This is a genomic window from Streptomyces sp. NPDC059866, from assembly GCF_042731325.1.
Taxonomy (GTDB): Bacteria; Actinomycetota; Actinomycetes; order Streptomycetales; family Streptomycetaceae; genus Streptomyces; species Streptomyces flavusporus.
The window spans coordinates 1-19,955 of sequence record NZ_JBHWJT010000073.1; the positions used below are offsets into that span (position 1 = coordinate 1).

21 protein-coding genes and 1 pseudogene are annotated in these 19,955 nt (G+C 70.0%); 13 read left to right on the forward strand and 9 right to left on the reverse strand.

What is annotated here, in order from left to right:
- Positions 1-57: 57 nt before the first annotated feature.
- Genes ACFV7R_RS45005 through ACFV7R_RS45015 form a run of 3 tightly spaced genes read right to left on the reverse strand, consistent with a single transcriptional unit; the run spans position 58 to position 2,208 of the window.
- Positions 58-639, reverse strand: coding sequence for a hypothetical protein (locus tag ACFV7R_RS45005; RefSeq protein WP_385276005.1), 582 nt, complete (start codon positions 637-639; stop codon positions 58-60).
- 52 nt (positions 640-691) lie between these two features.
- Entirely contained in the window at positions 692-931 is a 240-nt protein-coding gene (locus tag ACFV7R_RS45010) for a hypothetical protein (protein WP_385276008.1), read from the reverse strand.
- Positions 928-2,208, reverse strand: a complete 1,281-nt coding sequence (locus ACFV7R_RS45015) for a DUF4241 domain-containing protein (RefSeq protein ID WP_385276010.1) — start codon at positions 2,206-2,208, stop codon at positions 928-930. Before ACFV7R_RS45015 ends, ACFV7R_RS45010 begins: the two co-directional genes overlap by 4 nt.
- A gap of 800 nt (positions 2,209-3,008) precedes the next feature.
- On the opposite strand from ACFV7R_RS45015, the gene ACFV7R_RS45020 reads away from it, so the two are divergent.
- The 3 genes and pseudogenes from ACFV7R_RS45020 (at position 3,009) to ACFV7R_RS45030 (ending at position 5,292) form a co-directional block, all read left to right on the forward strand.
- Positions 3,009-3,281: an integrase core domain-containing protein gene (locus ACFV7R_RS45020; RefSeq protein ID WP_385276013.1), complete on the forward strand. Its 273-nt coding sequence runs from the start codon at positions 3,009-3,011 to the stop codon at positions 3,279-3,281.
- Between the two features lie 123 nt (positions 3,282-3,404).
- Positions 3,405-3,887 (forward strand): annotated as a pseudogene (locus tag ACFV7R_RS45025) (deoxycytidine triphosphate deaminase); the annotation flags it as partial.
- A gap of 178 nt (positions 3,888-4,065) precedes the next feature.
- Positions 4,066-5,292 (forward strand): RNA-guided endonuclease InsQ/TnpB family protein, encoded by a 1,227-nt coding sequence (locus ACFV7R_RS45030; protein WP_385276016.1) that lies wholly within the window; start codon positions 4,066-4,068, stop codon positions 5,290-5,292.
- Between the two features lie 92 nt (positions 5,293-5,384).
- On the opposite strand, the gene ACFV7R_RS45035 is transcribed toward ACFV7R_RS45030, so the two are convergent.
- Complete coding sequence (locus ACFV7R_RS45035) at positions 5,385-5,807, reverse strand: DUF6223 family protein (RefSeq protein WP_385276019.1); 423 nt, start codon at positions 5,805-5,807, stop codon at positions 5,385-5,387.
- 219 nt (positions 5,808-6,026) lie between these two features.
- On the opposite strand from ACFV7R_RS45035, the gene ACFV7R_RS45040 reads away from it, so the two are divergent.
- The 5 genes from ACFV7R_RS45040 (at position 6,027) to ACFV7R_RS45060 (ending at position 10,190) form a co-directional block, all read left to right on the forward strand.
- Positions 6,027-7,154: a sensor histidine kinase gene (locus ACFV7R_RS45040; protein ID WP_385276022.1), complete on the forward strand. Its 1,128-nt coding sequence runs from the start codon at positions 6,027-6,029 to the stop codon at positions 7,152-7,154.
- Positions 7,151-7,813 carry a response regulator gene (locus tag ACFV7R_RS45045; RefSeq protein WP_385276025.1) on the forward strand — a complete coding sequence of 221 codons (663 nt, stop codon included), beginning with the start codon at positions 7,151-7,153 and terminating at the stop codon, positions 7,811-7,813. The genes ACFV7R_RS45040 and ACFV7R_RS45045 overlap by 4 nt, the downstream gene beginning before the upstream one ends.
- 386 nt (positions 7,814-8,199) lie before the next feature.
- Positions 8,200-8,778: a hypothetical protein gene (locus ACFV7R_RS45050; RefSeq protein WP_385276028.1), complete on the forward strand. Its 579-nt coding sequence runs from the start codon at positions 8,200-8,202 to the stop codon at positions 8,776-8,778.
- 188 nt (positions 8,779-8,966) lie between these two features.
- Positions 8,967-9,683, forward strand: coding sequence for an ISAs1 family transposase (locus ACFV7R_RS45055; protein WP_385276031.1), 717 nt, complete (start codon positions 8,967-8,969; stop codon positions 9,681-9,683).
- 111 nt (positions 9,684-9,794) lie between these two features.
- Positions 9,795-10,190 (forward strand): hypothetical protein, encoded by a 396-nt coding sequence (locus ACFV7R_RS45060; protein WP_385276034.1) that lies wholly within the window; start codon positions 9,795-9,797, stop codon positions 10,188-10,190.
- 93 nt (positions 10,191-10,283) lie between these two features.
- Here ACFV7R_RS45060 and secD read toward each other — a convergent pair whose 3' ends face one another.
- The 4 genes from secD to ACFV7R_RS45080 form a co-directional block, all read right to left on the reverse strand.
- Positions 10,284-12,542 (reverse strand): protein translocase subunit SecD, encoded by a 2,259-nt coding sequence (gene secD, locus ACFV7R_RS45065; protein WP_385276037.1) that lies wholly within the window; start codon positions 12,540-12,542, stop codon positions 10,284-10,286.
- 71 nt (positions 12,543-12,613) lie between these two features.
- Positions 12,614-13,027 carry a hypothetical protein gene (locus ACFV7R_RS45070; protein WP_385276040.1) on the reverse strand — a complete coding sequence of 138 codons (414 nt, stop codon included), beginning with the start codon at positions 13,025-13,027 and terminating at the stop codon, positions 12,614-12,616.
- A 112-nt stretch (positions 13,028-13,139) separates the two neighbouring features.
- Entirely contained in the window at positions 13,140-13,799 is a 660-nt protein-coding gene (locus ACFV7R_RS45075) for a response regulator (RefSeq protein WP_385276042.1), read from the reverse strand.
- A gap of 2 nt (positions 13,800-13,801) precedes the next feature.
- Positions 13,802-14,752 (reverse strand): HAMP domain-containing sensor histidine kinase, encoded by a 951-nt coding sequence (locus ACFV7R_RS45080; protein WP_385276045.1) that lies wholly within the window; start codon positions 14,750-14,752, stop codon positions 13,802-13,804.
- Between the two features lie 341 nt (positions 14,753-15,093).
- Here ACFV7R_RS45080 and ACFV7R_RS45085 point away from each other — a divergent pair, with 341 nt between their 5' ends.
- On the forward strand, positions 15,094-15,420 hold the full coding sequence (locus tag ACFV7R_RS45085) for a TraR/DksA C4-type zinc finger protein (protein ID WP_385276048.1): 327 nt from the start codon (positions 15,094-15,096) through the stop codon (positions 15,418-15,420).
- A 97-nt stretch (positions 15,421-15,517) separates the two neighbouring features.
- On the opposite strand, the gene ACFV7R_RS45090 is transcribed toward ACFV7R_RS45085, so the two are convergent.
- Positions 15,518-16,741: an RNA-guided endonuclease InsQ/TnpB family protein gene (locus ACFV7R_RS45090; protein WP_385276051.1), complete on the reverse strand. Its 1,224-nt coding sequence runs from the start codon at positions 16,739-16,741 to the stop codon at positions 15,518-15,520.
- Positions 16,742-16,908: 167 nt separating this feature from the next.
- Between ACFV7R_RS45090 and ACFV7R_RS45095 the strand changes: the two genes are divergently transcribed.
- The 4 genes from ACFV7R_RS45095 to ACFV7R_RS45110 all read left to right on the forward strand — a co-directional run bounded on the left by ACFV7R_RS45095 (position 16,909) and on the right by ACFV7R_RS45110 (position 19,717).
- A complete protein-coding gene (locus tag ACFV7R_RS45095) occupies positions 16,909-17,280 on the forward strand; it encodes a TraR/DksA family transcriptional regulator (protein WP_385276054.1) in 372 nt (123 codons plus the stop codon).
- An 80-nt stretch (positions 17,281-17,360) separates the two neighbouring features.
- Entirely contained in the window at positions 17,361-18,089 is a 729-nt protein-coding gene (locus ACFV7R_RS45100; protein WP_385276060.1) for a rod shape-determining protein, read from the forward strand.
- A gap of 86 nt (positions 18,090-18,175) precedes the next feature.
- Positions 18,176-18,799, forward strand: coding sequence for a hypothetical protein (locus ACFV7R_RS45105; protein ID WP_385276056.1), 624 nt, complete (start codon positions 18,176-18,178; stop codon positions 18,797-18,799).
- Between the two features lie 177 nt (positions 18,800-18,976).
- A complete protein-coding gene (locus ACFV7R_RS45110; protein ID WP_365465948.1) occupies positions 18,977-19,717 on the forward strand; it encodes a class I SAM-dependent methyltransferase in 741 nt (246 codons plus the stop codon).
- The last annotated feature ends 238 nt before the right edge of the window (positions 19,718-19,955 follow it).

Here is a 19,955-nt window from a genome sequence, read left to right on the forward strand (position 1 = left end):
CAACATGGACATGCCCGGCAGGCGCCCTGCGTGACGATCAGTACCACGATCGAGCGATCACGAACCGAGGAAGATCGGACTTAACGTCCACTGAGGTGCGGGTCCAGCAGCTGGTAGGCGCTGCCCTCGTCGGAGAGCAACAGTACGTGGTTCGGTGCGGAGGAGGGCACGGTGCATCCGGGTGAAGAGTTCGGCGGGAGGCCGCAGGGTCAGCCCGAGGGCGGTGAGGAGTTCGTCGCGGTTGGCCTCGAGGTAGGGGGCGTAGGAGGCGCGGATGCTGTCCTCCGCCTCGATGGCTGCGGCGGACAGTTCCTCCTCTGCGGTTTCCGGCGGTAGGTGCAGGTGGTCCCGCCATCCGGGCAGGCCGGTCACCAACTCCAGTGCGTCGGCCAGGCTTTCGGCGATCAGACCCGCATGTCCTTCCGAGTCGGCGTACAGCACCCCTCCGTCGCCACAGCGGAAGTAGGTGCCACCGGTGTCGTCGCCTGCGATCCCCTCCAGCGGCGCACCCGATGCCAGACGGACGTCCTCGCCGTGATCGGCTCGGCGGAGATCGAAGTCAAAGGGGAACGCAGCGAGTTCGGCCAGGCGTGGACTCTGCCGGAGCCGGTCAAGGAGACGGAGATCGGAACGGGGCATGCGACGGAACGTAGCAGCCTGCAGAACGGCCCTGTCGCCTGGGGAAGCTCGGTTATCGCAGGTCCTCCCTGCGTAGCACCTTCGCCCCGTCGAGACGGTCCCGGAGGTGAGTGACGGCCTTCTCCGGCTCGCCCCGGCAGACGAGGCCTTCGGCCACCGCAACGGCGCTGCTCACCGTTCCGTTGTGGGCGAGATCCTCGACCGGTGTGGCGAACCGGGCGAGTTCCGCGTCGGCCTCCTCGGCGCAACCGCAGCGCTTCAGGACGTCGGCGCGCGCAAGCGTATCGATCATGCCGGCCGCAGATCCGCCAGCCATGATGTGATCACCGCGACGGCGACCAGTTCACCGGAGTCGGAGCGGCCCAGCCAGACCGGATAGGTTCCGTCCCCGCCGGTGTGGAAGGACACCAGGTCGCCGCCCGTTTCCTCGTCGGCTGCATGTATGCAGCCGTCCGCGATGTTCTCGGCCGCGCTTGCGTCCCTGTCCATCAGGAAGCTCCGGTACTTCCCGGACAGCCTCGCCCAGCCGGAAGCGTCCGCGAAGCTGCCGGCCGCGCCGTCGGTGCCGAAGCCGTAGGCGTGGCCGTCCAGGAGCAGCCGGGGATCGTCGCCCTCGCTGAGGCCCATCTCCCAGGTGACCGGCGGTTCGTCGCCGATCAGCAGCCGTACGGCGGGCTGCTCCGTGACCGGGAACCGTTCGCCGTAGTAGTCGCCCTCACCGACGAGCACGGCGGCCTGCAGGGGATACTCACCGGGCGGGACGCGCTCGATCAGTTCCCTGGGGCTGTCCTGCTCCATGGCGTCTGCGACGACCAGTCGGCCGCTGGGGATTCGGAGAGTGGCGATGTGCTGGATCTCAGCGACTGTCATCTCCCCCCAGGACTCCGAGATGAACCGGGTGCCCGACCGGAAGAGTTCGTTCAGCGCCAGTCCCGGCTGCCCCGGCCGGGGAGGCCGCCATGGGGATTCAGGCCTCCCCACTTCCACGTCGGCATTCCCGGCGGCTGCCGGCGACGTCAGGACGGCGGCGTCCAGGACCTTGGGCCGTTCCTGCTCGGCCGCCCCGAAAAAGTTCGGGCTCCCGGCTGCATGCACGCCGAACCCCGACCGCGGATGCCACCGCTGCGGCTCCGGCACGTCGGCGAGCGTGTGGAACGATCCGCCACCCTCACCGCGCTCCTCGAGCACCTTCCTTCCCCTCCCACCGGGAAGGAAGTCCACCGTGAGACGCCATGCGTCGCGCGCGCGGTCGGACTGGTCAGGGGAGAAGTACCTCCGTTCCAGGTACTGCCTTGCGAACAGGCGGTCCGGTTCGAGCAGCCTCAGGTCCACCTCGTGAGTCCGGCGCCCCAGCTCGTCGTAGGCCCATACCCCGACGTAGTGGTCGCGCCAGGACACGAGGTGCACCTCCAGCGGCGCCGGGCGCCCCAGCACACGACGGACCACCACATACGGCTCCCCGCCCCTGTCCCGTTCCTCCGCCTCATCGGATGACAGCGGCCCGAACTCGCGACGAGCGTCGGCATCCCAGCCCTCCGCGTACGAGACCTCCACCACGGCCATACCCATCTGCCCTCCCACCCCGGCCAGCCCCTGAGAAGCCGAACGGTGCGCTTCTCTGATCAGCTTGGGACCACCGTAACGGCCACCTCCGACAAGACCGGCCGGGACGACGGCAGGCGGAAGCGGAGCAGCGGAATCGCCACGCGGTGCTGCCAGGCGGTGCAACGGTGGTGATGGCCTCGGACTCGGAGCCGCTTGGTGCGGCTGGCGGTCAGCCCTGGAGTCCTGGCGGCACCCCGGTGGGAACGTGCAGCCAGCCCCCGTCCTTCTCCGGTTCCCCTTCCCTCCCCCGCTCCTCGGTACGGGAGGCGGCATCGCCCAGCAAGACCGCGACGGGCTGTGGCAAGTCCTCCCCTCCGCTGTTCTCGGCCAGAAAGCCACGCAACTCGTAGGGACCAGGCACAAATCATGGCCCGTGACGCGCATCGCCTTGAACAGCCCGTTCACCGTCACCCACTCCCCCGGCGGACAGCACCCGGCCAGCACCGCACCCACCGCCCTACGGCCCGAACCGGCCGCGCTAAGGACGTTCGTCGCGCGCTGCCCCTTGATCTCCTCAATCCGGCTGAACTCGTCCAGCGGCCCGTGGCCCAGCCAATGCCGCCACAGGTGTCCGACCATCTCGTGGACGGGCCCGGCCGACGCCTTACGCCCTCGCACAGTCAACTCCAAGCGGCCATCAGATGGTTCAGCCGGACCGCCCGCCTGGAGCAGCAGCGGCCAGGCGAACGCCCTGAGCAGCTCGTCCTCGTAGAAGTCACCGTCGGTGAGGACGCGCCCACCACACGGATAGTGAGTCGCAATACGTGTCCATTCGGTACACCGACCGGCTCGCCGAGAACGGCGCCGCCGCCTCGGTCGGCTCCGTCGCGGACAGCTACGTCAATGCGATGGCCGAGGCCCTGAACGGCACCTTCAAGGCCGAGCTGATCGAGATGCAGGGGCCGTGGCGGGACGTCGACCAGGTTGAGCGGGCGATCTTCCAGTGGGTCACGTGGTACAACGAAGAGCGTCTCCACTCCGCGCTCGACTACGTACCGCCTGCCGAGTACGAACTGCGCGCAACACCTGTAGCGTGAAATCAGCTATCCCGACTCCACGCAACTCGGTACAGGCCGCCGGACTCTACGAAACTCGGGGCAGCTCAGTCCCCAGCCTTCCCGCTACTGGCGGAACGTGGCCCGCATCCGGGCGGTCGCCTCATGATCCTCACTGGCCCTGCGATTGCCGCCGCCATCCGGGCGGGCGAGATCACCATCGACCCGTACGACCCCGCCCGCCTCTCCCCGAACGCCTACGACTAGCGACTCGGCGACACGATCCGCATCTGTGACGGCGACTTGGACACCGCCGCCCCCACCGAGTTCATCGAACAGACCATCCCCGCCTCCGGCCTGGTGCTGAAGCCCGGGGTGCTCTACCTCGGCGTCACGCTGGAAAGGACCGGCTCGGAGACGTACGCGCAGATACTCAACGGCGACCGCACCATCGGCGCACTCGGCATCTGGGTCCACGTCTCCGCCCCGCTCGGCCACCAGGGCCACGCCATCCGCTGGACCCTGGAGATCCGCGCCACCAGGCCCACCCGCATCTATCCGGCCATGGCCTTCGGCAAGCTCGTCTTCCTCACCGCCTTCGGCACCCCGGCCAGTTACCAGCAGCAGCGCGCCAAGTACGCCGTCACCTGGAATCTCCGAGGAGGCCCCGGCCTTCAGGCCGGGGAGAAATCGGACCCCTGCGGAGCAGGGCAGGAAAAGGGGTTTCGCCTCCTGGGCGAGGAACCGTCCACCCATCGCGGTGGTGAGGCAGCCCATACGGAGCAAGAGCTCTCAACTGCCGTACCTCCCAGGTAGGTTCAGGGCCATGACGACGGACACGCAGACCAGTGAGGGGGCCGGACACGCCCGGTACACCTTCCGGTTGCGTGTGCCCGCCGGCGCAGCGCGCGCGCTCGACGGGGAGTGGGCGCGCTGCCGCTGGGTGTGGAACGAATGCGTGGCCCGCTCGAAGAAGGCGCACGCCGGAGACGAGAAGTGCGGCCCGGCGCGGCTGGACAAGATGCTGACCGAGGCCCGCAGTCGGACACCGTGGCTGCGGGCGGGATCGTCGGTTTTGCAGCAGCAGCTCATACGCGACTTCGGCAAATCCCGCGCCAAAGCCTTGAAGGACATCAAGGACCTGCTCCCTCAGCGGCAGCGGGCCGGGATGCCGAAGTACAAGAAGAAGCGCGAGGCGCGGCCGACGCTGAACTACACCCAGCGGGGCTTCCGCCTCAAAGACGGCCTGCTGCACCTCGCGGGCGGGATCGTGCTGCGGGTGGTGTGGTCGCGTGAGCTGCCCGAGGAACCGTCCAGCGTGCGGGTGCACCAGGACGCCACCGGGGCGTGGTACTGCTCGTTCGTCGTTCCGGCCGCGACCAGGACGCTGCCCGAAACGGGACGCGTGATCGGTATCGACTGGGGCGTCAGGGAGATCGCCACCACCACATCCGACGCGCACGACCTTCCCCACCCGCGGCACGGCAAGAACGCGGCCGAGAAGCTTGCCCGCTACCAGCGCATGATGGCCCGGCGCCGACCGGCGAAGGGACAGGCCGCCTCCAAGGGCTACCGGGAAGCGAAGCGGCAGGCCGCCAAGCTGCACAGGAAGGTGGCCCGGCAGCGGGAGGACACCGCCCGCAAGTGGGCCAAGAGCGTTGCCCGCGACCATGATGCTATGGCGGTGGAGGACTTCCGGCCGCGCTTCCTCGCGAAGTCCACCATGGCCCGCAAAGCCGCTGATGCCTCGATCGGCGCGGCGAAACGGGCGCTGGGGGAGATGGCCCGTAAGCACGGCCGGATCGTGCACCTGGTCAACCCCGCGCACACCACGAGGGACTGCGCGCAGTGCGGAGCGAGAACCAAGCACGCACTCCCTCTTTCGGAGAGAACGTATGCCTGCACCGTGTGCGGAGCCGTGTCCCCCAGGGACAAGAACTCCGCCCGCGTGATGCTGGTCCGGGCTGGTCTCAACCCGGCTGGTGCTGATCGTGTAAGACCCGTGCGACCGCCGGTCCGCGGGCAACGCGAGCCAGGAATCCCCTCCCTTTAGGGAGGGGAGGTTTCAAAAGTTTCGACAGCACCGTCTCCGCGACGTCTGACCGCTCTTCATGCAGCCCCGAGGCGCGCACCAATCTGCTGTGGTCAGCCGGTGCTGCGGGAACGACTCAGAGCCAGGCCACCGAGGGCCGTACCGATAAGCCCCACCAGCATGGCCACGTAGGCCCCGCCCAGCCCGTTGCCCGTACCGAGGCCACCGTCGGCGGTGGCCGCGACCAAGCCACCGAGAGCCATGCTGATCAGCCCCGCCACCATGGCCAGCTTGGCCCCGAGTGATCCGTTGCCGGTGCCGAGACGACCGGCCGGGCGGGCCAGCGCCAGACAGGCGAAGACCACACCGGCCAGCCCCAACAGGGCGCCCGTGGCGGCCCCCAGTCGCCCGAGGCTGTAGTCGTAGAAACTGGCCGCGACGGGCTGCACCGAGGCGTGCGCGGCAGCCGGTGCGGCAAGCCCGATGCCTACGAGCAGGGCGGCCACAGCGGCGGCAAACAGGCGACGCAGAGACATCAAGGTGCTCCTTCTCTTCCTGCAACTGGGTGTCGACTGAGCATGTCCGCCTCACCCACCCCCGGTCGTCCGGCGAATGCGGACACTTCACGCTGCCGCCGATACCGCATCCTGCTACCGCGGACACCGCAGATGGCGCGCAGGTACTGCGTGTGCGGTAGTCGGCGGCTCGCCCATGAGGCGGACTCGCCGGCGGTGGCAAACAGCTAGGGTGCGCGCATGAGTGCAGGTGAGACCGGCGTCCGGGCCCGTGTCGGAGACTGGGTCATCGCTGTCGGCGTGGCGGCGGCGCTGCTGGTGACGGGGCTGTCCGGGCAGCGTTCCGCCACGAACCTCGACTTGCTCGGATACGTGCTGCTGACGGCCGGCGGGCTGGCGCTGGCCGCGCGCCGCCGGGCTCCGGTTGCCGTCCTGGCCGTCACCGCGCTGTGCGCGGTGGGGTACCAGGCGACCGGTTTCGATGTGCCTGCCGTCGCATACCTGTTTGCCGTGTACGCGGCCGTGCGAGCGGGACACCGAACCGTCACGGTGGCCGCGAGCGTGGCCATACTGGCCCTGCTCCCGCTCGCGGCCCTGGCCTCGGGCCTGCACGACGCGGGAGAGGCGTTCGCGCAGGCCCGAGGCGCCCTCGAAATCGCCTGGCTGATCGCGGCAGGCGCCGCGGGGGAAGCGCTGCGGCAGGCCGAGCGGCGGGCGGACGAGGCCGAACGCAGCCGGGAGGAGACCGCGCGGCGCCGCGCCGACGAGGAGCGCCTGCGCATCGCGCGGGAGCTGCACGATTCGCTCACCCACCAGATCTCGGTCATCAAGGTGCAGGCGGAAGTCGCCGTGCACGTGGCCCGCAGACGTGGCGAGGAGGTGCCGCAGGCCCTGCTGGCGATCCAGGAGGCCGGACGTGAGGCGACCCGTGAGCTGCGCGCGACGCTGGAGGCACTGCGCGACGACGACACGACCCCGCCGCGCGGGCTCGACGACGTCCCGGAACTAGTGGAACGGGCCCGTGCCATCGGTCTGGAAGCGACGCTGACGATCGAGGGGCAACGACACGACGTGCCGGCCGCGGTGGACCGGACCGTCTACCGGATCGTCCAGGAGTCACTCACCAACATCGCCCGTCACGCGCACGCCGCTACGGCGTCGGTGCGGATCGACTGCCGTCCGGACGCCCTCGCCATACGCATCGATGACGACGGCAAAGCGACGCCGGACACCGCCCCGACACCCGGTCTGGGGCTGCTCGGCATGCGCGAACGTGTCACCGCACTCGGCGGCCGACTGCGCGCGGAACCGCGCGGCGAGGGCGGCTTCACCGTCCAGGCCGAACTCCCCCTCGGCCAGACGTCATGATCCGAGTCCTCCTGGTCGACGACCAGCCGCTCATCCGCAGTGGCTTCCGCGCGCTCCTCGACCTCGAGGACGACATCACGGTGGTGGCCGAGGCCGCCGACGGGAAGGAGGGCCTGGACCTGGCCAGGAAGCACCTGCCCGACGTCGCTCTCATCGACATCCAGATGCCGGTCGTCGACGGCATCGAGGCAACCCGGCGCATCGCCGCCGACCCGGCCCTGTCCCAGGTGCACGTCGTCATCCTGACCAACTACGGCCTGGACGAATACGTCTTCAACGCGCTGCGCGCCGGCGCCGCCGGATTCCTCGTCAAGGACATCGTGCCGGAGGACTTCCTGCACGCCGTACGCGTCGCGGCGCGCGGCGACGCCCTGCTGGCACCGTCGATCACTCGCAAGCTCATCAACCGGTATGTCACCCAAGCGCTCCCCACCGGCACCGGAGAGGGATTGGAAGAGCTGACCAACCGCGAGCGCGAGGCTGTAGCTCTGGTCGCGCAGGGCCTGTCGAACGACGAAATCGCGGGCCGCATGGTGATCAGCCCGATGACGGCGAAGACCCACATCAACCGGGCCATGGCCAAGCTCCACGCCCGTGATCGGGCACAACTCGTGGTCCTCGCCTACGAATCTGGCCTGGTAGCCCCCCGCAGTTCCTGACAACCACAGTCCAGCTGATCTTGGCTGGGAGGTGCTCCGCCTTTCGCGCCCTCGCGTGTATCGACTGCCCGGTGCATGCTCCCGAGAACGGGGCAGGTCACCGTGCAATTGTCCTTGATGAACAGCCAGTTCGATCCAAGGTTCCACGCCGGAGCTTGTGCGATGCCGGTCACACGGCCGCTCGGTTCGCGCGGGGCGATGCGGCGAGCACGATAGCTTTGGCATGTTTCGGTAAGGGGGCGGCGGGCGGACATGGCCGTCCGCCCCGCTGGGGGCCTGCACGGCTCCGAGGGAATGAGGGCTGTGCCATGACGACTGATCAGTTCGAGACTGCCGCGAGACCCGCTGCAGACAGGACACCGAAGCAGCGGAGCACACTCACCGCCGTGGTCATCGCAGTACTGGCCGTCGTGGTCATCGCCGCGGGCGGGTGGGCCGGGTGGTCCTTCCTCATGCCCATGTACCAGGGCCGTGACGACCCCTACACCGTGCTGCCCCGAAGCGAGGCCCTCCTCAGCAGCGAGGACCAGCAGGTCGACAGACTGAACCGCGTCGTGAGCAAGCAAACCGAACTTCACTTGTCCGAGAGCAGTTGGACGCGGTGGACCTCGAACGACATGGGCGCCAACGTCCAGCTGGACGTGAAGTACGAGCTGCACACTGCGACTCCCCGCGCCTCGGGGCAGGAGGCCGCCGCGGCCTGGCTGGACGACCGGATCGCCCATGCCGAAGACCCCTCCCTGAGAGTCACCAAGGTTCGTGACATCGGGGACGAGGCGGTGGAGATCGCGGTGCCGTCAGGGTACGAGGTGTCCGTCCGCGCCGGGAACGCGACGATCACAGTCGATTACTCCGTCTACGGGACAGACGGCGCCAAGGAAGCGGAGCAGGTCCAGAAGACGGCCCGCCGGATGGCCGCCCTCGCCGTCGAGCACATCGAGAAGGCGAATTCCAAGGCAGCCTGACGACTCGCCCCGCCTTGTCGCAGCAGCCACCCCTACCGGCACACGCGTCCATGCTGCAGCGGCACATGCTCCGAGAAGCAGAAGGCCGCGGCGGAGACCGACGCCCGGGCCGGAGCGCTGGCCGCCGTGACCGGGACCCGCCAGCTGATCAGCTGCGCCGCAGTGGCTGGATCTTCTGCTGTGCGGTGATGATGGCCCGCTCCAGCTCCGCGCGGGCGGTCTCCTGCCTGCCCCTGCATCATCCCCCAGGCCTGCCGCGCTGGAGCACCTGGCCCACACCGATGCTCGGGCGCCGGTTCCCGACGCCGTCCGCCTGCTGGGTTTCCTGGGCCTGTTGCCCGATCCCCGCGACCGGCGAGGCCGCCGCTACCCGCTGGGTGCTGCTGAGTGCGGCCCCCGCGAGCGTGCTGGCCGGTGCCCGTTCCCTGGCCGCGATCGGTGAGTGGGCCGCGGATGCGCCCCGCTGGGCGCTGCGCGCCCTGGGCTTCCCGCCCGACCCACTCACCGGCCAGGTGCCCGTACCGCACCCGGCCACCGTGCGCCGCCTGCTCGCCCGGCTCGACGGCGACGCCCTTGATGAGGCGATCGGCGCCTTCCTGACCGCCCGCGCCAGAAGGCCGGACGGCGACGCCGGCCGACGCGCGATCGCGGTGGACGGCAAGACGCTCCGCGGCTCACGCCACGCCGACCGGACGGCCGTCGCGCTGCCGGCCGCGATGGAGCACACCGGCAGCGTGCTCGCCCAGCGGCAGGTCGCCGGCAAGAGCAACGAGATCCCCGCCTTCGCCCCACTGCCGGACACCGTGGACCTGGCCGGCGCCGTGGTCACCGCTGACGCCTTGCACACCAGCACGACCACGGCACCTACCTGCGTTCCCGCGGCGCCCACTACCTGGCGATCGTGAAGAAGAACCATCCCGGGCCTGTTCGACCGCCTCCGCCGCCTGCCCTGGCGCGACATCGCCCTGGACCACTACGACCGCACCCGCGCCCACCACCGCATGGAGATCCGGCGGTTGAAGACCGCCGCCTTCGCCCACCTCGACTACCCCGACGCGGACCAGGCCCTGCAAGTGGTGCGCTGGCGGCGCGAGCTGGGCACCGGCAAGCTCACCATCGAATGCGTCTACCTGATCACCAGCCTTGCTCCGGGCGAGGTCACCGGCGCCCAGCTCGCCTCCTGGATCAGAGGCCACCGGCACATCGAGAGCTTTCTGCACCACGTCCGGGACCGGACCTACCGCGAGGACGACGCGAAGATCCGCACCGGACACCTGCCCCGCACCGTGGCCGGCCTGCGCAACCTCGCGATCAGCGTCCACCGCCAGGACGGCCGCACCAACATCGCCGCCGCCCTCCGCCACACCGTCCGCGATGACCAACGGCCCCTGCCATCCCTCGGCCTCACCTGACGAAACCGGACAGAACGCGATCACGCAAAGACCCTGGGCCACGGATGCTGTGTGTCCTTGCGGCAACAGGCCACTGAGTGGACCTGTTGATGGTCAGGGTTTGCGGGCAGGGCGCCGGGGCGGGTTGGTGTGGTGGTGGATCTTGATCGCGAGGGGGGCGGCGGTGAAGACGGAGGAGTAGGTGCCGACTGCCAGGCCGATGAGCAGGGCCAGGGCGAAGTCGGTGAGCGAGTTCCCGCCGAGGACGGCGAGCGAGGCGAGGATGAGGAGCGCGCCCATGCCCGTGTTGACGGTGCGGGGCAGGGTTTGCAGGATCGCGCGGTTGGTGACCTGCGGCAGTGGTGCCTTGCGATCGCGTCGGCTCAGCTCTCGGATGCGGTCGAAGACGACGACGGAGTCGTTGACGGAGTAGCCGATGACGGTGAGAAGGGCTGCGAGGAATACGCCGTCGATGGGCTTGCCGAGCCAGGCGAAGATGCCGATGAGGATGAGCACGTCGTGGGCGAGCGCGAGGACCGCGGCGCTGCCCAGCAACCAGCGGAAGCGGGCGGCGAGATACAGCAGCTGGGCGCCCAGAGCTACGGCGAGGGCGATCAGGGCGTTGCGGCGCAGTTCCTCGCCGAGGCTGGGGCCGATCAGCTCGTCACGGATCTTGTCCGTGTCGCCGCCGAGCGTTGTGACGGTTCGTGTGACGGTGGCGGCCTCGGCGTCGGTCAGTTTCCCGGTGCGCACCGTGAGGCCCATGTCTCCGGAGGACTGGACGACCGCCCCCCGTGGGAGTCCTGCCTCGTCGAGGGCGGCCCGGGCCCGTTCCGGATCTACGGGCGTGGAGGTGGCGTACTCGATCAGGCGGCCGCCGGTGAACTCGATGCCGAAGTCCAGGCCACGGATCATGATGCCCGAAACAGCCAGGATCAGGACGGCGGCGGAGGCCGCCAGCCATCGGCGTGGCCTGCGCATGAGTTGCGGGTTGCGGCGCGCGAGAGCGTCGCGGACCCTGCCCGTCGTGGCAAGGCCCGTGACGTGCGGGCGGCGGCGTACCCACGGGCGGGAGGCGGCGAAGTCGGCGAGCACACGGGTGACGACCAGGGCGCTGATCATGGAGGCGACAACGCCGATGCCCAGGGTGACGCCGAAGCCGCGCACCGGCCCGGAGGCGAGGACGAACAGCAGAGCGGCCGCGATCAGTGTGGTGATGTTGGAGTCGGCGATTGCGGTGAAGGCGTTGCGGAATCCGGCGGTCAGCGCCGAGCGCGGGCTGGGGCGGCGGCGGGCGGTGTGTTCTTCTCGGGCGCGTTCGAAGACGAGCACGTTGGCGTCCACGGCCATGCCGATCGCCAGGACGAAACCGGCCAGGCCCGGCAGGGTCAGGGTGGCGCCGAGGGCGGCCAGGGCGGCGTAGGCGATCAGGCCGTAACAGGTCAGGGCCACCACTGCGAGGGCGCCCATGAGCCGGTAGGCGGCGATGATGAACAGCGCGGTCAGGGCGGTGCCGATGACGGCGGCCCAGGCGCTGGCGGTGATGGCGTGCGCGCCGAGGGTGGGGCCGATGGTGCGCTGTTCGACGGTCTCGACCGGTACGGGCAGGGCCCCGCCGTTGATGAGCAGTGCCAGTTCGCGGGCCTCGGTGTCGGTGAACGAGCCGGTGATCTGGGTGGAGCCGCCCACGATGCCCGTCTTGCAGGAGACGGACGGGTCGACCTGCGGTGAGGAGATGATCTTTTCGTCGAGGACGATGGCGACGCGGCGCGCGGCGTCGCCGACCGGGTGGCAGGCGGCCTCGCCCGTCAGGTGGGCCCACTGGTCGCGGCCGGTGCGGTCGAAGTCGACGGTGACGTGCCATCCGGCGCCGGTCTGCTGGTCGAAGCGTGCGGCGGCGCCTTTGACCTCCTGCCCGGTCAGGGCGGCGGTTCGCAGGCGCAGGAGCTGGCCGGACTCGTCGGGCAGGATGCGTTCGCGAGGCCGTTTGGGCAGCGGCCGCGGGGTTTCGCCGGTGTCGGAGGTACCGAGCACGGGGTGGAAAGTGAGCTCAGCGGTGCGGCCCAGCACATCGGCTGCTTCCGTGGGATCTTGCACGCCGGGCAGTTCGACGATGATCCGGTTGCTGCCGGAACGCTGGAGGGTGGGTTCGGCGACGCCGAGCGCGTCGATGCGTCCGCGCAGCACCTCCAGGGTGCGGTCGGTGGCCTCACGGTCGGCGTCGGCGGTCGGGGTCGAGCGCGTTTCCAGCACGATCTGTGTTCCGCCGCGCAGGTCCAGTCCGAGGCGGACCGGCACGGTGAAAGTGACGTACAGCGACAGGGCGATCACGGTGAGGGCGAACAGCGCCCTCAGGCGGGCAGAGCGAATCAACGAAGGGCCTCCGGCGGGACACCGCGGCTGCGGTCGGCGCCCCGCGGCGGGAAGAAGGGGAAGAGAAGGTGTCAGGTGCCGGGATGTGCCGGAGGTGCTCGCCCGCGGTCGGAAGGCGCATGGTCCGCACGGGGAGGAGTCGGCGAGGGCGATGCCGGTGGCCGGCCGACGAGGGGCAGGGCCGCAGCCCTGTCGTGGGCGGGGGCGGCGAGGTGTGCGTGGGGTGGTGTGCGTTCGCCGATCAGTGCGGGGCGGGTGCCCGCCGGGGTGGTGCAGGCGGTGACCCACCCGTCGCCCGTGGGCGAGCCGGTGTCGTGGCCGTCGGCCATGACCGCACCAGCTGGTACCGCGCTGACCGGAGCGGGCTGCGGGCTGTCCACGGGGAGGGCGGTGAACAAAGCCAGCAGTACGGCTGCCAGCACAGCAAGCGCGGCAACGGGCCGGCCGTCGGCCGTGCCCTGGCCGGTACGCGAAGCGGGGTGCATCTGTCGCCGTCCCCCCTTTCGTGGTGGCGCCGGCTGCGACGTGGCAGGTGTGGGCCTGAGGTCCTGGCTGGGGAGTGGGCAGCCGGGATCTCAGGCGGTTCGTGGGGCAGTGTCAGGGTTCGATGAGGCCGGCGCGGATGGCGTAGCGGGTGAGTTCCAGGCGGTCGCGCAGGCCGAGTTTCTGCAGCAGGTTGGCGCGGTGGCGCTGGACGGTCTTGATGCTGATGAAGAGGAGGTCGGCGATCTCCTTGGAGGGGTGCCCCTCGGCGACCAGCTTGAGGACTTCCTCCTCGCGGGGGGTGAGGATCTGGTCGGGGGCCTCCTGTCCGTGGCGGACCCGGTCGAGGTAGTTGCGGATCAGCGCCGTGACCGCGCCGGGGTAGAGGAAGGGCTCGTCGCGCATCGCGGCCCGGCAGGCGGCGACCAGATCACGGTCGGCGACGGATTTCAGCACATAGCCGCTGGCGCCGGCCTTGAGGGCCTGGAAAAGGTACTGCTCGTTGTCGTGCATGGTGAGCATCAGGATGCGCAAGCCGGGCTTGAGCGCGACCAGTTCGCGGGTGGCCTGCAGGCCGGTCAGGCGGGGCATGGCGATGTCCAGCACGGCGAGGTCGATGTCGTGGCTGCGGGCCATCTCAATGGCCTCGGCGCCGTCCCCGGCCTCGGCGACCACTTCCAGGTCCGGTTCCTGATCGAGGATGAGCCGCACGCCGCGGCGGACCAGCGCGTGGTCGTCGGCCAGCAGGATGCGGATCGTGGGTGTCTCGGACATGGTCATGGCTTCCTGGGGAGGGACGCAGTGAGCCGGACCTGGGTACCGGTCCTGGGCGCGGGGGTGACGTCGAGCTGGGCGCCGATGAACAGGGCGCGCTCGCGCATGCCGCGAATCCCGGCGCCTTCGCAGGCGGCCTTGATGCCGCAGCCGTCGTCGGTGACGGAGAGCACCACGCTGTCGCCGCTGTGGTGCAGAGCCACGATGACCCCTTCGGCGTCCGCGTGGCGGGCGACGTTGGTCAGGCTCTCCTGGGCAACGCGGTAGAAGACCAGTTCCATCTCCGTTGTCAGCACGGGCAGCTCGGTATCGAAGCGGCGGGTCATCTGCAGCCCGGTGTGGGCGGCGAAGTCGTGGGTGAGCGAGGTCAGCGCGCTGACCAGGCCGAGGTCGTCCAGGACGCCGGGCCGCAGCCGGCGTACCAGGCGGCGGACTTCGTCCAGGCTCTCCCGGGTGATCTCCTGCACCTGGTGCAGGTCGCCGCGCAGCGGCTCACCCGCCTGGTCGGCGGCCCGCTTGAGCGACAGCAGGATCGCGGTCATGCTCTGCCCGACCTCGTCATGCAACTCCTGTGCGATGCGGCGGCGTTCGGCCTCCTGCGCGAGCAGCACGCGGGCACTGCTGGTGGCCCTCTCCTGCTCCAGCCGCTCCAGCATGGCGTTGAAGGTGCGGATCAGCTCGGCGATCTCACCGCCGCCGTGCGCGGACGGCCGCTGGCCGGGCCGCAGCAGGTCCACGGTGGTCATCAGCTTCGTCAGCCGGTCCAACGGGGCCAGGCCCCACCGCAGCAGAGCGGCGTTGGCGACCAGCATGACCACCAGGCCGCCCACCAAGATCACGGCCTCGGTCAGCAGGACCGGCACGGAGACGGTCACCGGAGCCCACAGCAGCAGTGCCGTGGCCGTACCCAGGACCACGGCATTGAGCCCGAAGATCCGCCAGAACAGGGACACCGGACGTTACGCCTCCTTCTGTGATACGGCCTGCCTCCCCTGTCGGGCATCACGCGCCCCGGACGAGCCAGCGGCCCGTGGCCTCAACCGAGCCTGCCCGCCCCCGGCGGCCCGGTCGATGGGGCCTGGGCCCCATTTCCCGCGCGCGGCATACCCACGCCGACCACGTGCATCCCTCGACCTCGCACAAATGGGGCCTGCGCCCGATAGGGATCCACCACCAAAACAGCCAGGGTGAAGACATGCCCCACCAGGCCCCAGGGCGGCATGGCCGTCGAAGCCTGCCACCGCCTCGCGGGCACCCCTGCCCGCACCTTCCACCCACTTAGAAGGGACGTACCGTGTCGCTCGATACCCCGCGGACCGAACCTCGCCCCGAGCGCGTGACCGCCCACGAGGTGCGCCAGCGCCTGGAGCACGCCCGCAATACCCGGCTGACCCAACTGCAGGCCCTCACCGCAACCGAACCGACCGCGGACGACCACCTGATGTCAGAGCAGAAGGCCGCCATGGAACGGGTGCTCAAAGAGATCGACGCAGCCTTCGCCCGCGTCGAGGACGGCACCTACGGCACCTGCCTGGGCTGCGCCAAGCCCGTCCCCGCAGAGCGCCTGGAGATCCTCCCCTACACCCGCTACTGCGTGGCCTGCCAGCGCCGCGCCGGCTGACCGACCCCCATCCGTCCTTCGTCTTCCGCTCTGCCCAAGGGGTGCAGTGTTGAATCCTCTCCTGCCTTCGCTTGCGTTCAGGAAGGAGATTCCTGACTCAGGCTGCCTGGCCGCACGGCGTGCGGTCAGGTCTTACACCCTCAGCACCAGCCGGGTTGAGACCAGCCCGGACCAGCATCACGCGGGCGGAGTTCTTGCTCCTGGGCGAGACGGCTCCGCACACGGTGCAGGCATACGTTCTCTCCGGAAGAGGGAGTGCGTGCTTGGTTCTCGCTCCGCACTGCGCACAGTCCATGGTGGTGTGCGCGGGGTTGACCAGGTGCACGATCCGGCCGTGCTTACGGGCCATCTCCCCCAGCGCCCGTTTCGCCGCGCCGATCGAGGCGTCAGCCGCCTTGCGGGCCATGGTCGACTTCGCGAGGAAGCGCGGCCGGAAGTCCTCCACCGCCATAGCATCATGGTCGCGGGCAACGCTCTTGGCCCACTTGCGGGCCGTGCCCTCACGCTGCCGGGCCACCTTCCTGTGGGCCTTGGCCCGCAGCCGCTTCGCCTCCCGGTAGCCCTTCGAGGCCGCCTGCCCCTTCTTCGGCTTGCGCCGGGCCACCATGCGGTCGTACCGGGTCAGCTTGGCCCTGGCCTTCTTGCCGTGCCGGGGGTGAGGAAGATCGTGCGCGTCGGATGTGGTGGTGGCGATCTCCTTGACGCCCCAGTCCACTCCGATCGCACGGCCGGTCTCCGCAAGGGCCTCGGTCACCGCCGGAACGACAAAAGAGCAGTACCACGCTCCGGTGGCGTCCTGGTACACGCGCACCGAGGACGGTTCCTCGGGCAGCTCCCGCGACCACACCACCCGCAGCACGATCCCGCCCGCGAGGTGCAGCAGGCCGTCTTTGAGGCGGAAGCCCCGCTGGGTGTAGTTGAGGGTCGGCCGCGCCTCGCGCTTCTTCTTGTACTTCGGCATCCCGGCCCGCTGCCGCTGAGGGAGCAGGTCCTTGATGTCCTTCAAGGCTTTGGCGCGGGATCTGCCGAAGTCGCGTATGAGCTGCTGTTGGGGAACGCTCGCGCCCTCGGCCAGCCACGGTGTGGTCGTGCGGGCCCGCGTCAGCATCTTGTCGAGCCGGGCCGGACCGCACGTCTCCGTGCCGCCCGTGACCTTGTTGTGCAGGTGTATGGCCTTGGACTTCGCGACGCATTCGTTCCAGATCCAGCGGCAGCGCGCCCATTCCGCCTCCAGTGCGGCACGGGCGCCGGCACACACGCGCAGGCGGAAGGTGTACCGCGCGTGCGCGGTCTCCTGCCCGTCCGTGGTGTCCGTCGTCATGATCCTGAACCTACCGGGGAGGACTGACAGTTGAGAGCTGTTGATCACGGTGGGCCGGCACACCCCGTCACGGGGTGGACGGTCTTCCGCCCAGGGGGCGAAACCCCTCCTCCTGCCCTGCTCCGCAGGAGTCCGATTCCTCCCCGGCCTGACCTCGGAGGTTCCAGGTGAACCACCCGACCATCGACGACCTCGAAACACACCTGTCGGCCGAGGACCTTGCCGCACTGCGTGAGAACCTGCACGGACAACACCTGTTCCGCCAGGAGCAGCTTCAGCAGATCGCTTCCGCGGCCCCGTCCCGCGCCGCCGACCTGCGGCAGCGGCAGGCCGCCTCGCAGGTGGAGGTCCGCGTCAAGCTCGCCGCCTCCGCCCGCATGGTCCTCGCCGACGTCGAAGCCGCCCTGAAACGCATGGACGAGGGCCGCTACGGCGCCTGCCACCTGTGCCGCCGCCCCATCGCACGACAGCGGCTGATGATCGTGCCGCAGGCTCGCTTCTGCGCCCGCTGCCAGCAGGTCAGGGAGGCCGGCCGGTGACCACGACACGCCACACCCGCTCTACCGTCGCCGCCCGGAACCGTCCCCTGTGCCGGCGCTGCTGTGGCGTCGCCCTGGACATGGGCAGCGCCCGCACCCGGGTATGGATCGCCGGCAGGGGACTGATCGCCGACGTTCCCACGGTGGCCTTCCCCGGCACCGGCGCGGTCTACCCCATCCAGCGCGGCACCATCATCGACACCCCGGGATGCGCCCGGATGCTGGAGCGTCTGCTCGGCCACCGCCTGCCCCGCATCATCCGCCCGCTGGTCGTCGTCACCTCCCCCGTACTGGGCGGAGTCGCCTACCGGAGCGCGGCCCGCACCGCCGTTCAGGCCCTGCGGCCGCGCAGTGTGCTCACCGTCCCCAGCGCCCGGGCCGTCGCCCAGGCCGCAGGCGCAGACCTGTCCCGGCCGCTGCTCGTCATCGACATCGGCGCCCACCTCACGGAGGTGGTGCTGCTGTCCGACGGCGCCGTCGTCGACGCGCGCCGCACCGCGCTGGGCACGAGCGACCTCACCGCCACAACGCCGGCACAGATCAGTGAGGCAGTGGTGACCATGGTGACCGCGATGCTGCGGCAGGACCGCACGACACTCACCGTCGACGCCCTGCACACCGATGTCCTCCTGGCAGGCGGAGGCGTCCTGCGCCCCGAGATCACCTACCAGCTCACCGGCCGGCTCCAAGCCCCCCTGCGCATCGTGTCGGCCCCGCACACGGCCGCCGTCCGCGGCGCCGCCCAACTCCTGCAAGCCGCCCACGCCCACCCCTCCACCAACAGCTGCGCCCCACCACACACCCACTAGCCCACGCCCCGTCCCCACACCCGGCACCCGGCATCCGGCCGAGAGCCACATCCGAGCCGGCAGCCTCGTTCGACAAAGGAGGCACCATGGCCCGCGGCATGCCCCCAGCACAACCGCCCCCGGACGAACTCCCCCGCATCATGCCTTGGCGCCTGCGACGCAACCCACTGCGCCGCCGCACCGACCTGTGGCAGGCATGGATCGCCCTCGGCCTGCTGCTCACCGTGCCGGCAGCCACCCCCGCTGCCATGATCCTCACCGGCGACATCGCCCACCGCCACTACACCCGCACCGCCCAGCACCAGGCCCAGACCCGACACGAGACCACCGCGGTCCTCCTGCACGATGCCCCACGCCATCCCGAGCCGGGATCTGCCGAGGCCAAGAAGACCCGCTACCCGGTCACCGTCCGCTTCACCGACCCCAACGGACACGTACGCACCGCCAGGACCGATGTCCAGCCCCAACTGTCGGCAGGCAGCACCCTCCACGTCTGGGCCAGCACAGAAGGCAAGATCACCGACCCGCCACTGACCGCTGACCAGATCCGCAACCGCAGCATGGGCTGGGCAGTTCTCGCTGCCCTCGCCATCCACGCCGCCGGAGCCCTCACATACGGCGCCGTCAGCCGCGTACTGCAGCGGCGCAACCTCGCCGAATGGGACGCTGCCTGGGCCGAGGCAGCCCCCCGCTGGACGACCTCCCCCTAACCCGAGCTCCCATGAAGCGGTACGTGGCTGAGAGGTGCGAGACCGATGGGCCGGTACCGGTCCGGCCTAGGGCTCGTCCGGCGGATCATGGGCCGAGCCAGGGCCGGACCGAGGCGAGGGCCGGCCAGTGCCCTAATCGTGTTGACCGCCCCCGGCAGGCAGTGCTGGAGTCGGCACGTGGACAGCATCCCCGCCAACCGGCGGCTCTGGAACAAGATCAGCAGCGCCTACCAGCACGAGCACGACCCGCAAATCGGCGCCACACCCCGGCTGTGGGGCATGTACTCCATCCCCGACGCGCACCTGCACGCCCTGGGCGACGTCACCGGCAAGCGCGTCCTCGAACTCGGCTGCGGCGCCGGCCAGTGGTCCAGGGCGCTCGCCGCCGAGGGCGCCACCGTGGTCGGGCTCGACCTGTCCGAAGCCCAACTCGCCGCAGCGGCCCGCGCGATGGGAGCGGCCCGCTACCCGCTAGTGCAAGGCGCCGCCGAACAACTCCCCTTCGCCGCCGACAGCTTCGACCTGGTGTTCTGCGACTTCGGTGGGCTCAGCTGGGCGCCCCCGCACCTGGCCGTCCCGCAGGCCGCACGCGTCTTGGGCCGAGGCGGGCGCCTGGTGTTCAACGTCGCCAGCCCATGGTTCGAAGCTTGTTACGACGAAGCCGCCAGCCGCGTGACCACGACGCTGCAGCAGGACTACTTCGGGCTGAACACCATCGCCGAAGACGACGGCGCGACCAGCTATCAGCTCACCTACGGCGACTGGGTCAAGGTTCTGCGCGGCGCGGGCCTCATCATCGACGACCTCATCGAGCCGCGGCCCGAACTCGGAACACCCAACGGCTACAACGAAACCGACCCACCCGACTGGGCACACCGCTGGCCGGCGGAACTGCTCTGGGTAACCCACAAACCGTAAGTTCCGCCGCGCCGAGACGTGAAGGCATCCCCTCGCCGGGCAGGCCTAGGACCTGCCCGGCTGATCATGAGCGGAGCCAGAGCCGGATCGAGGCGAGGGTGACGGTCCCGTGGAAGACGTAGGCGCGTTTGTCGAAACGTGTGGGTGCGCCACGAGGCGCCATGGGGTCGAGTGAGGTGAGAGACCTTCACCGCCGGGTTGTCGCAGCAACCTGGTTGAAGCAGGGGGCAGTTCGCCT

Bases quoted from the DNA above. Each gene is read 5' to 3' on its own strand.
- ACFV7R_RS45005 (WP_385276005.1), bottom strand. From the start codon at position 639: ATGCCCCGTTCCGATCTCCGTCTCCTTGACCGGCTCCGGCAGAGTCCA.
- ACFV7R_RS45010 (WP_385276008.1), bottom strand. From the start codon at position 931: ATGATCGATACGCTTGCGCGCGCCGACGTCCTGAAGCGCTGCGGTTGC.
- ACFV7R_RS45015 (WP_385276010.1), bottom strand. From the start codon at position 2,208: ATGGGTATGGCCGTGGTGGAGGTCTCGTACGCGGAGGGCTGGGATGCC.
- ACFV7R_RS45030 (WP_385276016.1), top strand. From the start codon at position 4,066: ATGACGACGGACACGCAGACCAGTGAGGGGGCCGGACACGCCCGGTAC.
- ACFV7R_RS45035 (WP_385276019.1), bottom strand. From the start codon at position 5,807: ATGTCTCTGCGTCGCCTGTTTGCCGCCGCTGTGGCCGCCCTGCTCGTA.
- ACFV7R_RS45040 (WP_385276022.1), top strand. From the start codon at position 6,027: ATGAGTGCAGGTGAGACCGGCGTCCGGGCCCGTGTCGGAGACTGGGTC.
- ACFV7R_RS45045 (WP_385276025.1), top strand. From the start codon at position 7,151: ATGATCCGAGTCCTCCTGGTCGACGACCAGCCGCTCATCCGCAGTGGC.
- ACFV7R_RS45055 (WP_385276031.1), top strand. From the start codon at position 8,967: ATGATGGCCCGCTCCAGCTCCGCGCGGGCGGTCTCCTGCCTGCCCCTG.
- ACFV7R_RS45070 (WP_385276040.1), bottom strand. From the start codon at position 13,027: ATGCACCCCGCTTCGCGTACCGGCCAGGGCACGGCCGACGGCCGGCCC.
- ACFV7R_RS45075 (WP_385276042.1), bottom strand. From the start codon at position 13,799: ATGTCCGAGACACCCACGATCCGCATCCTGCTGGCCGACGACCACGCG.
- ACFV7R_RS45090 (WP_385276051.1), bottom strand. From the start codon at position 16,741: ATGACGACGGACACCACGGACGGGCAGGAGACCGCGCACGCGCGGTAC.
- ACFV7R_RS45100 (WP_385276060.1), top strand. From the start codon at position 17,361: ATGGGCAGCGCCCGCACCCGGGTATGGATCGCCGGCAGGGGACTGATC.
- ACFV7R_RS45105 (WP_385276056.1), top strand. From the start codon at position 18,176: ATGGCCCGCGGCATGCCCCCAGCACAACCGCCCCCGGACGAACTCCCC.